This window comes from Streptomyces sp. NPDC002536, from assembly GCF_053594995.1.
On the sequence record NZ_JBSFWU010000091.1, the window covers coordinates 1 to 12,182 of the forward strand.

The following is a 12,182-nucleotide window of genomic DNA, read 5'->3' on the forward strand; positions in this document are numbered from 1 at the left end:
GCGGGCCGGCCGGTGGCGGGCTCGGGGGCGCCGCCGTCGCCGGGGGCGGCCCGGCGCAGGACGGCGCGGATGCGTGCCTCCAGGACCTCGCCGCGGGCGGGCTTGACGATGTAGTCGTCGGCGCCGGCCTCCAGACCGAGGACGACATCGATGTCGTCGCCGCGCGCGGTGAGCATGATGATCGGGATCTGCTGGGTGGTGCGGATCTGGCGGCACACCTCGAAGCCGCTCTTGTCCGGCAGCATCAGGTCCAGCAGGACCAGGTCGGGGCGGAAGGTCTCCAGGGCCGCCAGCCCGGCCCCGCCCGTGGCCGCGGCCTCGACCTCGTGGCCGCGGCGGCGGAGGGTGAGGGTGACCCCTTCCCTTACGGCCCGGTCGTCCTCGATCAGAAGCACGCGTGACATGCGGCCAGTATCCGTCGTGCAATCACACAGATGTGCCCTGGGTCCTCCGAACGCCGGAACTGTCACGGACTCCTCATATTCCCGCCGGGCATGTTCACGCCGGGCCCGGGAGACCGATGTGCTCCAGGAGCAGGCCCCGGAAGTCGCGGTCCCAGGCCGCGTAGCGGTGCCGGAGCCGGTCGCCGGGCCAGTCCGCGGGGAGCAGCGGCGCGGGCAGGACGGGGTCGGCGAGCAGGTGGCGCAGTACGGCGGCCGAGACGGTGAAGCGCTCGGCGAGGTCGCCGGGGCGCCCGGGCAGGGCATCGAGAGCCGCCTCCAGGGCGCGGGCCCGGCGGGCCCAGCCGGACAGGTCCCAGAGCCCGGCGGCGAGCTCCGCCGGGTCGCCCTCGGGGGCGCCGGTGAGGACCGTGCACTGCTGCGCCACCACGGCCGGGCGGTCCCGTACGAGGTTGGCGGGGCGCAGCCAGCAGCCCTCGCGCAGTTCGGCCAGGCGCAGGGCGGCCATCGCCTGGCGGAGCGCCGCCCGGTCGGGGGCGGTGCGGCGTTCTGGGGTGACGACGGCGATCTCCCAGCGGCCGTCCCAGGGGCGGGTGCGCGGGGCGCGGCTGTCGTCCTGCCGGGTCTGGCGGGCGAGGAGCCGTTCGGTGAGCCGGTACGTGCCGTCGCGCTGTTCCAGGTCACCGGCGGCGACCATGCGGGTCAGGGCGGTGCGGATCGTGCCCTCGGCGGTGCCGAAGAGCTCGCCGACGCGGACCAGGGCGCGGGCGGGCAGGGCGGGCGGGTGGTGGCCGAGGAGGGTCGAGAGCACCACCGAGCGTGCGGTCAGCGGCCGCAGCGAGAGCGGTCCGGTGTTGTCGGTCTCGTCGGTGTCGTCCTCGGCCATGTCCGTCGCACCCCTGTCCATTACAGTCCTCCATCACGCATCATAAAACTGTAATAGCGTCGCCGACCGGAGGCAGGTCACGCCATGAGCGCCACGCACGAAGTGTTCAACCAGGCTCCGCCCCTGACCGGCTTCACCACCGCCGACGACCCGGCGCTGCTGGAGGCGCTGCGCCGCGAGGGCGGCGGCTGGGGCGAGGCCGAGGTCCGCGCGCTCGGCGCCCGGGCCGGGTCCGAGCAGGTGCAGGACTGGGCGCGGACGGCGGAGGCGAACCCTCCCGTGCTGCGCACGCACGACCGCTACGGCCACCGCATCGACGAGGTCGAGTTCCACCCCGCCTGGCACGAGCTGATGACCACCGCCGTGGAGAGCGGCCAGCACGCCGCCCCCTGGGCCGAGGCCCGCCCCGGCGCGCACCTGGTGCGCGCGGCGAAGTTCTACGTCTGGGCCCAGGCCGAACCCGGCCACGGCTGCCCCGTTTCGATGACCTACGCGGCCGTCCCCGCGCTCCGCGCCCAGCCCGAACTGGCCGCCGTCTACGAGCCGTTGCTGGCCTCGCGCACCTACGACTACGGGCTGCGCCCCCCGCTGGGCAAGCAGGGGCTGATCGCGGGCATGTCGATGACCGAGAAGCAGGGCGGCTCGGACGTCCGCGCCAACACCACGACCGCCGTGCCCGCCGGCGACGGCTCGTACACGATCACCGGGCACAAGTGGTTCACCTCGGCACCGATGAGCGACGTCTTCCTCGTGCTGGCACAGACCGCGGAGGGTCTGACCTGCTTCCTGATGCCGCGCGTGCTGCCCGACGGCACCCGCAACGCGATGCGCCTGCAACGGCTGAAGGACAAGCTCGGCAACCGGTCCAACGCCTCGGCCGAGATCGAGTACGAGCAGGCCGTGGCCTGGCCGGTGGGCGAACCCGGGCGCGGGGTGCGCACGATCGTCGAGATGGTCAACATGACCCGGCTCGACTGCGTCCTCGGCTCCGCGGCCGGCATGCGGGCCGGACTGCGGCAGGCCGTCCACCATGCCGCGCACCGGCGGGCGTTCGGCGCCGAGCTCATCGACCAGCCGCTGATGCGCAACGTCCTGGCCGACCTCACCGTCGAGTCCGAGGCGGCCACGCTGCTGGCCATGCGGCTCGCGGCGGCCGTCGACCGGTCCGTCGCGGGCGACACCGGGGAGGCGGCGCTGCGCCGGCTCGCCCTCGCCGCCGGCAAGTACTGGGTCTGCAAGCGCGGCAGCGCCCACGCCGCCGAGGCCCTCGAATGCCTGGGCGGCAACGGCTACGTCGAGGAGTCCGGCATGCCGCGCCTCTACCGGGAGGCGCCGCTGCTGTCCATCTGGGAGGGCTCGGGCAACGTGGCGGCGCTCGACGTGCTGCGCGCGCTGCAGAAGGAACCGGCCGGGCTGGACGCCTGGTTCGCGGAGGTCGATGCGGCGGCCGGGGCCGACGCCCGGCTCGACGCGGCGGTCACGCGCGTACGCGCCCTGCTGGGCGAACTGTCCGACCCCACGCGGGCGCAGCTGCTCGCACGCCGCCTCGCCGAGCAGCTCACGCTCGTGCTGCAGGGCAGCCTGCTGGTGCGCCACGGCGACCCGGCCGTCGCGGACGCCTTCTGCGCCTCGCGGCTCGGCGCGGACTGGGGGAACGCGTTCGGCACGCTGCCGACCGGGGCGGACCTCGGCGCGATCCTGGACCGCGCCTCGGCGAAGGAGGCCTGATGGCACCCGCCGTGCGCGTGGAGCGGCAGGGCCCCGTCACGACGGTCGTCCTGTCGCGGCCCGAGGTGCGCAACGCCGTCGACGGACCGACGGCCCGCGAACTGGCCGACGCCTTCCGGGCGTTCGAGGCGGACGAGACCGCGCGGGTGGCGGTGCTGTGGGGCGAGGGCGGCACGTTCTGCGCGGGCGCCGACCTCAAGGCGATGGGCACCGAGCAGGGCAACCGGGTGACGGAGGACGGCGACGGCCCGATGGGGCCGACGCGGCTGCGCCTGACGAAACCGGTCGTCGCCGCCGTCAGCGGTCATGCCGTCGCGGGCGGCCTGGAGTTGGCGCTGTGGTGCGACCTGCGGGTGGCGGAGGAGGACGCCGTCTTCGGCGTCTTCTGCCGACGGTGGGGGGTGCCGCTCGTCGACGGGGGCACGGTGCGGCTGCCGCGGCTCATCGGGATGGGCCGCGCAATGGACCTCGTCCTGACGGGACGGCCGGTACCGGCGGCGGAGGCACTGGCGATGGGGCTCGCCGATCGCCTCGTGCCGGCGGGGCAGGGGCGGGCCGCCGCCGAGGCGCTGGCGGCGGAGATTGCGCGCTTCCCGCAGGCGTGTCTGCGGGCCGACCGGGCGTCGGTGCTGGCGCAGGAAGGGCTGACGGAGGAGGCCGCCATGGCCGCCGAACTGGCCGGCGGGCTGGCCGTGTTGCCGGAGGCACTGGCGGGCGCGGCCCGCTTCGCGTCCGGGGAGGGGCGGCACGGGGCGTTCGGGTAGGGGGTGCCCCGGGGCGCGCCCCGTCAGGGGCGCGGGGAACTGCGCGATCAGCCACAGGCGGCCCGCAGCCGACGCGCCATGCCGGGGCAGCACGTCACCTGCGGGTGCGTCATGGCTGGTCGCGCCCACGCGGCGGAGCCGCTGGGGGTACCTCCCAGCGGTAGCTGGGGGAGTCAACAGCCCCGCGCCCCTGACGGGGCGCTCCGTCCTGATGTCACCCCATCGAAGGAATCCGGCCGCGCCGACTGGCCCGCACCCCGCGTGCCCCCCCAGTATCTCCACGTGACCGCATGGGCCCGGACCGGACGTACAGGAATCCTGGCCGCCATGGCCGTGCTGACGATGACGGCCGCCGGATCCCCACCGGACCCGTCCGGGGAGCCGGCCCCCGCCGAGCCCTACGTCCGTTTCGGCCCGAACTGCCTCGTCGCCAGTGACACTTGGTCCGTGGTGAGCCTCTGCCGCGAGACGCCCGCCCCGCGGCCGTCGCCTTCGCCCGAGCCGTCGGCCATGCCGTCCCCCGGACCCGTCCCGGCGCGCCCCGCGCCGCCACCACCGCCCCCGTCCCCGCTCGCCGCGCGCAGCGCCCCGGCGGAGCCGGCGGCGGCCCCGGAGCCCGACCCGCCGCAGGATCCTTCACCCTCCCCCAAGCCCCCGACGCAGTCGGCCCGGCACGTCGCCGCCTACCGCCAGTCCGTCGCCGCGCCGCCGGCGCAGGGCGAGTCCTCGCCCGTCACGCTCATGCTCGTGCTCACCGCCCCGGCCGTGCTCGCCGCCGCCGTCCTGCGCCCGCGCTCGGGCGGGCGCAGCCGCTGATCCCGAACCGGAGGTTCCCCCTTGTCCGAATGGCTGGTTCTGGCCATTGCCATGGCCGCCGCCTGTGCGGTGGTCCTGTCCATCACCGTGCTCAGGGAGCGCAGGCTCAGCGAGGACGACGACCCGTCCGAAACCCCGAACGTCATCGAGTACATGACGATGATGATCGGCGTGGTCTACGCCATCGTGCTGGGCCTGGCCATCGCCGGTGTCTGGGAGGCCCGCAACGGCGCGCAGACCACGGTGCAGGCCGAGGCGCAGGCGCTGCACGAGGTGCACGAGCGGGTGCAGGCGTTTGCGCCGGACGCCCGTGACCGGACGCGCAAGGACGTCACCGCGTACGCGAGCTACGTGGTCCACAAGGAGTGGCCCGTGATGCTCAAGGAGCAGAAACTCACCGAGCACGGTGCGCAGTTGCTGGACAAGGTGCGGGACGACGTCACCTCGTACCAGCCGCGCAACGACCACGAGGCCCAGTCGTACCAGCCGTTGCTGGATCAGGTGGGTGCGGCCAACGCCGCGCGCAACGCCCGTGCGGCGAACGCGGACGACACCATGCCCGGCGTGGTGTGGTTCGGTCTGGTCGCCGGAGCCGTCGTGGCCGTCGGGATCATCTTCACCCTGCAGATCAGGAGGTCACCGCGCGAGCTGCTGCTCGCCGGCGCCTACAGCGCGCTGATCGCCTTCCTCCTGTTCCTCATCTGGGACTTCAACTCACCGTTCGGCCATCATGTGGCCGATGCTGCAGGCCCGTTCACCGACCTGTTCTCCGTTTGAGCCGGTCTCCATCTGACCGGCAGGCGCTTGAGGCCGTTGAGGAAGTTCGAGGTCAGCCGGACCGGCTCCCCCGCCCGTTCCAGGCCGGGGAGCCGGTCCGCCGCCGTGCGCAGCATGGCCCTCAGCTGGGCGCGGGCGAGGTGGGCGCCCAGGCAGTAGTGCGGGCCGAAACCGAAGCCGACGTGGTCGTTGGGGGTGCGGGTGATGTCCAGGCGGTCGGGGTCGGTGAAGGCGCGTTCGTCGCGGTTGGCGGAGGGGTGGTAGACGACGACCTTCTCGCCTCGCCGGATGCGGACGCCGCCGAGTTCGGTGTCCCGGACGGCGGTGCGCCGGATGTGCACCACGGGTGACCAGTGGCGCAGCACCTCCTCGACCGTCGAGTCGGTCAAGTCGGGCCGGGTGCGGAAGAGTTCGTACTGGTCCGGGTGGTCCAGGAGGGTCAGCAGGCCGCCGGGCAGCGAGTTGCGCAGGGTCTCGGTCCCGGCCACCACCAGGATGAAGAACATGTTCTCGAACTCTTCGCGGGTGAGCCCCTCCGCGACCATTCTGGCCATCACGCTGCCCGGCCGCGGCGCCTCGGCCAGGGCGTGGGCGTAGTGGAACATGTCGGGCAGCCCGTGCCGTGAGCGCGGGTTGACCGGGGAGCCGTCGGGCCGGACCGGCGGGGCGGAGGGCCGCAGGGCCAGGGCCGCGCGGCCGATCGGGGTGAGCGAGGCGGGGTCGGCGGTGCGCGACTGCGCGTAGTCGGCGTCCTGGTAACCGATGACCCGGTTCGCCCAGTCGAACAGCAGCCGCAGGTCCTGGTGCGGCACCCCCAGCACATCGGCCAGGGTCTGCACGGGCAGGTCGGCGGCGAGCTCGGCGAAGTCCGCCGCGCCGCGCTCCGCCACGCCGTCGACGAGCGCCCGGGTGCGCTCCTCGATCGCCGTCTCCAACTCCCGCACGGCGCGCGGTGTGAAGGCCGCGGCCACGATCCGGCGCAGCCGGCTGTGCGCGGGCGGATCCTGGTTGAGCACCATGGACCGGACGAACTCCAGGTCGTCCGCCGTGTCCGGGTCACGGATCTGCGTGGCGCCCAGCGCCGAGGAGAACAGCTCCGGGGTACGCAGGACGTGCTTGACGTCCGCGTGCCGGAAGACGCCCCAGTAGCCGGGGCCCGCGGGCCAGGGACCGACGGCCGGTTCCGGCACGCGGCACACGGGGCTGTGGTCGCGCAGCTCGCGGAAGAGTGCGTACGGGACGCCGCGGGCGTAGGTCGCGGGGTCGAACACCTCGGAGGTCGGGGCACGGTCGGTCACGCCAGGGACCGTAAGCGCTCACCTGGCGGCCGCGTCAAGAGGCCGACAGAATGTTGACCGGTGAGGGCTCCGTGGCAGCTCCGCGCGTTTCCCGGCCGGGGCTTTCGGGCAAGGGCCTTGCTCGGGTGGGCCATGGCCCCTGACACGGGAGGTACGGAGCGTGACCTACGGCCAGATCGAGAAGGAAGGTTTCGCCCGGCCGATCGACGAAGCCGAGGCGGAGGCGTACCTGCGCGGAATCTGTTTCAAGACCGGACCGCCCAGGCTGCTGGGCGTCGAACTCGAATGGCTCGTCCACGATCTCTGCGATCCCGCCCGCCCCGTCTCCGCCCCCCGGCTGGCAGCCGCCGCCGACCGGCTGCGGTCCCTGCCGCTGCGCTCCTGGCTCACCATCGAGCCCGGCGGCCAGATCGAACTCAGCTCGCGGCCCGCGGACTCCCTCGCCTCCTGCGTGGAGGACCTCTCCGCCGATCTCTCCCTCACCCGCTCCGCCCTGCGCGACCTGGGGCTCGTCCTGGCCGGGTACGGCAAGGAACCCTGGTACCAGCCCGACCGGGTGCTCATGGAGCCGCGCTACAACGCGATGGAGATCTACTACGACCGGATCAACGGCGCCGGGCGCACCGTGATGTGCCGCACCGCGTCCGTCCAGGTCTGTGTGGACGCGGGGTACGAGGAACCGGGGCCGATGGGGTACGGGCGGCGCTGGCGGCTGGCGCACCTGCTGGGTGCGGTGCTCGCCGCGGCCTTCGCCAACTCCCCGCTGCACCTGGGGAAGCCCACCGGGTGGCGGTCCACCCGGCAGGCCTGCTACGCACAGATGGACCCGGGGCGCACCCTGGCCCCGGCCGAGGACCTCGAACCGCGCTCGGCGTGGGCGGCGTACGCCCTGGACGCGCCGGTGATGTTCGTGCGGTCCGAGGCCGGCCCGTGGTCCGTGCAGCAGGGGCTGGCCCTGCGCCGCTGGGTCCGCACCGGGCGGCCCCGGCCGGTCACCACGGGTGATGTGGACTATCACCTGACCACGCTGTTCCCGCCCATACGGCCGCGCGGGCACCTGGAACTGCGCATGATCGACGCGCAGCCGGGCGAGGACGGCTGGCTGGTGCCGGTGGCCGTCACGGCGGCCCTGTTCGACGACGCCACGGCGGCCGAGACGGCCCACCGCGTGGTGAAGGCCCTCGCCGACACGGCGGGGATGCGGCCGACACCGCGCAATCCGCTGTGGCTCAACGCCGCCCGGCACGGGCTGTCCGACCCGGAGCTGCACGCGGCGGCGGTGGTCTGCTTCGCGGCCGCCCGCGAGGCGCTGCCCAGGCTCGGGGCGTCGCCCCGCGTCCTGGCGGCCGTCGACGAGTTCACCGAGCGGTACGTGGAACGCCGCCGGTGCCCCGCCGACGACCTGCTCGACCACGTGAACGGCAAGGAGAACCACTGATGCACGCTGCCCCCGGGCCCCGGCCCGAAGCACAGCGGCAGCGCGCAGCGCATGCCCTGCTGGCGGCCCGTGAGCGCACCCAGGCGCTCACGGGCTGCGTGGACGAGCACGAACTGACCGCACAGCACTCGCCGTTGATGTCGCCGCTGGTGTGGGACCTGGCGCACATCGGCAACCAGGAGGAGCAGTGGCTGCTGCGGACCGTCGGCGGCCGCGACGCGCTGCGCCCCGAGATCGACTCGGTGTACGACGCCTTCGCGCACCCCCGCGCCGACCGGCCCGCGCTGCCGCTGCTCTCGCCGCAGGAGGCGCACGGCTATGTCGCCGAGGTGCGCGGCCGGGTGCTGGACGTGCTGGAGCACGCCCCCGTGGACGGCGCGGACCCGCTGCTGGCGGGCGGCTTCGCCTTCGGCATGATCGCCCAGCACGAGCAGCAGCACGACGAGACCATGCTCATCACCCACCAGCTGCGCCGGGGCCCCGCCGCGCTCACCGCCCCCGAACCGCCGCGGGCGGAGCCGGATGCGGCGCTGCTGCCGTCCGAAGTCCTGGTGGAGGGCGGCCCGTTCACCATGGGCACGTCCACGGAGCCGTGGGCACTGGACAACGAACGGCCCGCGCACCCGCGCCTCGTGCCGTCGTTCTTCATCGACACCGTGCCGGTGAGCAACGGCGCCTATCTGCAGTTCATCGAGGACGGCGGCTACACCGAGCCGCGCTGGTGGCATCCCGAGGGCTGGGAGCAGGTGCGCCGGCATGAGCTCGCCGCGCCGCTGTTCTGGCGCCGCGAGGACGGCGCCTGGATCCGGCGCCGGTTCGGGACCGTCGAGCCCGTACCGCCCGAGGAACCGGTCCTGCACGTCAGCTGGTACGAGGCCGCGGCCTACGCGGCCTGGGCCGGGCGGCGGCTGCCCACGGAGGCCGAGTGGGAGAAGGCCGCCCGCCACGATCCCCGCACGGGCCGGTCCCGGCGCTACCCCTGGGGCGACAAGGACCCGTCCCCCGACGTCGCCAACCTCGGCCAGCGGCATCTGCGCCCGGCGCCCGTGGGGGCGTATCCGGGCGGCGCATCGCCGCTGGGCGTGCGGCAGTTGATCGGTGACGTGTGGGAGTGGACGGCCAGCGACTTCCTGCCCTATCCGGGTTTCCGGGCCTTTCCCTACCGCGAGTACTCCGAGGTCTTCTTCGGCGACGCCCACAAGGTGCTGCGCGGCGGCTCGTTCGCCGTCGACCCGGTCGCCTGCAGAGGGACCTTCCGCAACTGGGACCTGCCGGTGCGCCGGCAGATCTTCTCCGGATTCCGCACGGTGCGGGACGCGGAGCCCGTCTGATGTGCCGTCATCTCGCTTTCCTGGGCCCGGAGTCACCGCTCGGCGAGACCCTCGTCGACCCGCCCCACTCCCTCCTGCGCCAGTCCTGGGCGCCGCGCCGGCAGCAGCACGGCACGGTCAACGCGGACGGCTTCGGCGTCGGCTGGTACGCGCCCGGCGACCCCGTCCCCGCACGCTACCGGCGGTCCGGACCGGTGTGGGCGGACCTCTCCTTCGCCGACCTGGCCCGGGTCGTGCGCACCGGAGCGCTGCTCGCCGCGGTGCGCGACGCGACCGCGGCGGGCGCCGACGGGGAGGCGGCCGCGGCCCCGTTCGCCGCCGGACGCTGGCTGTTCAGCCACAACGGGGCGCTGACCGGGTGGCCGGACTCCGTCGCCCCGCTCACCGCCCGGCTGCCCGCGAGCACGCTGCTGCGGCTGGCCGCGCGCACCGACTCGGCGTTCGCCTGGGCCCTGGTGGAGCACCGGCTGCGCGAGGGCGAGGCACCGGGACCCGCACTGGCGGGCGCGGTGGCCGACCTCGACGGCGCGGCACCCGGCTCCCGCCTCAACTTCCTGCTCACCGACGGCTCCTGCATAGCCGCCACCGCGTGGGGCGACTCCCTCTGGTACCTCTGCGGCCCGCCCGGCCGCACGGTCGTGGCCTCCGAGCCGTACGACGACGACCCCCGCTGGACCGAGGTCCCCGACCGCACCCTTCTCACCGCCGACCGCACCGACGTATCGCTGTCCCCGCTGTAACCGGCACAAGGAGCCCCGTCCGTGAGCCCGTTCGTCCTCACCCGTGCCCTCCCCCTCGACGCCACGGCCGCAGCCCTGCGCGCCGACGTCTCCGCAGGGCTGACCCGTACGCCCAAGGAGCTCCCTCCGAAGTGGTTCTACGACGCCCGCGGCAGCGAGCTGTTCGACGAGATCACCCTGCTGCCGGAGTACTACCCCACGCGCGCCGAGCGCGAGATCCTCGTCGACCGCTCCGGCGATATCGCCCGCGCCACCGGCGCCCGCACCCTGGTCGAGCTGGGTTCGGGCTCGTCCGACAAGACCCGCCACCTCATCCGCGCGCTGCCCGCCCTCGACACCTACGTGCCCGTCGACGTCAGCGAGAGCGCCCTGCGCGGCGCGGCGGACACGCTGCTCGCCGAGCACCCGGACCTGTCCGTGCACGCCCTGGTCGCCGACTTCCAGTACGGCCTGGCCCTGCCGGACACGCCCGGGCCGCGGCTGCTCGCCTTCCTCGGCGGCACGATCGGCAATCTGCTCCCCGACGAACGGGCCGTGTTCTTCCGCGCCCTGCGCGCGGCGCTCTCCCCCGGCGACGCGCTGCTGCTGGGCACGGACCTGGTCAAGGACGAGCGGACCCTCGTCGCTGCCTACGACGACGGCCGGGGGGTGACGGCCGCGTTCAACAAGAACGTCCTGACCGTCATCAACCGCGAACTCGAAGCGGACTTCGACCCGGACGACTTCGGCCACGTCGCGCTGTGGGACGCCCGGCAGGAGTGGATCGAGATGCGGCTGCGGGCCCGCAGGGACGTCGTCGTGAAGATCCCCTCGCTCGACCTCGCCGTCCCCTTCGCTGCGGGCGAGGACCTGCGCACCGAGGTCTCGGCGAAGTTCCGCCGCGAGGGCGTGCGCGCCGAGCTGGCGGCGGCGGGCCTGGACCTCACGCACTGGTGGACGGACGAGGAGGGCCGCTTCGCGCTGTCCCTGTCCGTGCCGGTTAACCTCCCTGTGTGAACGAGGAGACGAACGAGGCGCAGGGCAGCACCCTCCCTGCCGGTTTCGAGCGCGGCACCGACGGCCCCAAGGTGATCGTCGCGGGCGTGGACGGCTCGGACCCGTCCTGGCGCGCCGCGGCCTACGCGGCGGGCCTGGCCCGCCGGCAGAACGCGCTGCTCGCGCTCGTCTACGTGCAGCCGATGCTGACGGGCAGCGCCGCCCTGGGCGCGCCCGTCGCGGAGACCACGGAGGAGGTCGCCGAGGAACTGCTGGCCGAGATCCGCGCCACGGCGGAGCGCCTGCAGGACATGTACCGGCTGCGCTGGCAGTTCCACACCTTCCGCGGCGACCCGTATGCGGGCCTGGTCAAGGCGGCCGACGACCTCACGGCGGACGCCGTGGTCGTCGGCGCCTCGGAACAGGCGGGCCACCGCATCATCGGCTCGGTGGCGGTCCGCCTGGTGAAGGCGGGGCGGTGGCCGGTGACGGTCGTGCCGTAGGGCACGTTTGGCGGCACCACGGCGCCCCGTAAGGGGCGCGGGGAACTGCGCGACCAGCCACCGGCGGCCTGCAGCCGACGCACGACCCCATGGGTCCGGGGCGAAGCCCCGGGTACCTCGTCTGCGGGCGCGTCGTGGCTGGTCGCGCAGTTCCCCGCGCCCCTTCGGGCGCATCCACCTCGCGCACCCGGGACGGGCAGGGCACCGTGGAGACATGGGCAACCACACCTACCGGGTGACCGAGATCGTCGGCTCGTCGCAGGAGAGCGTGGAGGCGGCGATCCGCAACGGGATCGACCGCGCCGCGCAGACCCTGCGGCAGCTGGACTGGTTCGAGATCACCCAGGTCCGCGGGCACCTCCAGGACGGCGCGATCGCGCACTACCAGGTGGGCATGAAAGTGGGCTTCCGCCTCGAGGAGCACTGAGCGCTCATCCACGTACGGATGAACCTCCTTGATTTTTCTGGACGTTGACGGCTGCGGCTCGGCACGCTTGCCGTCTGTTTCGGGAAACAGGGGGCTCT

13 protein-coding genes are annotated in these 12,182 nt (G+C 74.0%); 10 read left to right on the forward strand and 3 right to left on the reverse strand.

Annotated elements, in window-relative coordinates; translation table 11 throughout:
* Window positions 1-404 (reverse strand): response regulator transcription factor (locus tag ACWD4B_RS27100; RefSeq protein ID WP_451423207.1); only part of this gene is annotated, 404 nt, incomplete at its 3' end.
* Between the two features lie 94 nt (window positions 405-498).
* Window positions 499-1,308 carry a PaaX family transcriptional regulator C-terminal domain-containing protein gene (locus ACWD4B_RS27105; RefSeq protein WP_451423208.1) on the reverse strand — a complete coding sequence of 270 codons (810 nt, stop codon included), beginning with the start codon at window positions 1,306-1,308 and terminating at the stop codon, window positions 499-501.
* 63 nt (window positions 1,309-1,371) lie between these two features.
* Between ACWD4B_RS27105 and ACWD4B_RS27110 the strand changes: the two genes are divergently transcribed.
* The 4 genes from ACWD4B_RS27110 to ACWD4B_RS27125 all read left to right on the forward strand — a co-directional run bounded on the left by ACWD4B_RS27110 (window position 1,372) and on the right by ACWD4B_RS27125 (window position 5,372).
* On the forward strand, window positions 1,372-3,015 hold the full coding sequence (locus tag ACWD4B_RS27110; RefSeq protein ID WP_451423209.1) for an acyl-CoA dehydrogenase family protein: 1,644 nt from the start codon (window positions 1,372-1,374) through the stop codon (window positions 3,013-3,015).
* A complete protein-coding gene (locus ACWD4B_RS27115) occupies window positions 3,015-3,779 on the forward strand; it encodes a crotonase/enoyl-CoA hydratase family protein (protein WP_451423210.1) in 765 nt (254 codons plus the stop codon). The genes ACWD4B_RS27110 and ACWD4B_RS27115 overlap by 1 nt, the downstream gene beginning before the upstream one ends.
* A 282-nt stretch (window positions 3,780-4,061) precedes the next feature.
* Window positions 4,062-4,595 (forward strand): hypothetical protein, encoded by a 534-nt coding sequence (locus ACWD4B_RS27120; protein WP_451423211.1) that lies wholly within the window; start codon window positions 4,062-4,064, stop codon window positions 4,593-4,595.
* 21 nt (window positions 4,596-4,616) lie between these two features.
* Window positions 4,617-5,372: a bestrophin-like domain gene (locus ACWD4B_RS27125; RefSeq protein WP_451423212.1), complete on the forward strand. Its 756-nt coding sequence runs from the start codon at window positions 4,617-4,619 to the stop codon at window positions 5,370-5,372.
* Here ACWD4B_RS27125 and ACWD4B_RS27130 read toward each other — a convergent pair.
* Window positions 5,324-6,670 carry a cytochrome P450 gene (locus ACWD4B_RS27130; RefSeq protein WP_451423213.1) on the reverse strand — a complete coding sequence of 449 codons (1,347 nt, stop codon included), beginning with the start codon at window positions 6,668-6,670 and terminating at the stop codon, window positions 5,324-5,326. The two genes, ACWD4B_RS27125 and ACWD4B_RS27130, sit on opposite strands and share 49 nt — an antisense overlap.
* A gap of 160 nt (window positions 6,671-6,830) precedes the next feature.
* Between ACWD4B_RS27130 and egtA the strand changes: the two genes are divergently transcribed.
* The 6 genes from egtA to ACWD4B_RS27160 all read left to right on the forward strand — a co-directional run bounded on the left by egtA (window position 6,831) and on the right by ACWD4B_RS27160 (window position 12,084).
* Window positions 6,831-8,108 carry an ergothioneine biosynthesis glutamate--cysteine ligase EgtA gene (gene egtA / locus ACWD4B_RS27135; RefSeq protein WP_451423214.1) on the forward strand — a complete coding sequence of 426 codons (1,278 nt, stop codon included), beginning with the start codon at window positions 6,831-6,833 and terminating at the stop codon, window positions 8,106-8,108.
* A complete protein-coding gene (gene egtB, locus ACWD4B_RS27140; RefSeq protein ID WP_451423215.1) occupies window positions 8,108-9,439 on the forward strand; it encodes an ergothioneine biosynthesis protein EgtB in 1,332 nt (443 codons plus the stop codon). Before egtA ends, egtB begins: the two co-directional genes overlap by 1 nt.
* Window positions 9,439-10,179 (forward strand): ergothioneine biosynthesis protein EgtC, encoded by a 741-nt coding sequence (egtC, locus tag ACWD4B_RS27145; RefSeq protein ID WP_451423216.1) that lies wholly within the window; start codon window positions 9,439-9,441, stop codon window positions 10,177-10,179. The genes egtB and egtC overlap by 1 nt, the downstream gene beginning before the upstream one ends.
* Window positions 10,180-10,200: 21 nt before the next feature.
* Complete coding sequence (egtD, locus tag ACWD4B_RS27150; RefSeq protein WP_451423217.1) at window positions 10,201-11,175, forward strand: L-histidine N(alpha)-methyltransferase; 975 nt, start codon at window positions 10,201-10,203, stop codon at window positions 11,173-11,175.
* On the forward strand, window positions 11,172-11,657 hold the full coding sequence (locus ACWD4B_RS27155; RefSeq protein WP_451423218.1) for a universal stress protein: 486 nt from the start codon (window positions 11,172-11,174) through the stop codon (window positions 11,655-11,657). Before egtD ends, ACWD4B_RS27155 begins: the two co-directional genes overlap by 4 nt.
* 214 nt (window positions 11,658-11,871) lie before the next feature.
* On the forward strand, window positions 11,872-12,084 hold the full coding sequence (locus ACWD4B_RS27160; RefSeq protein WP_336413792.1) for a dodecin: 213 nt from the start codon (window positions 11,872-11,874) through the stop codon (window positions 12,082-12,084).
* Window positions 12,085-12,182: the final 98 nt, after the last annotated feature.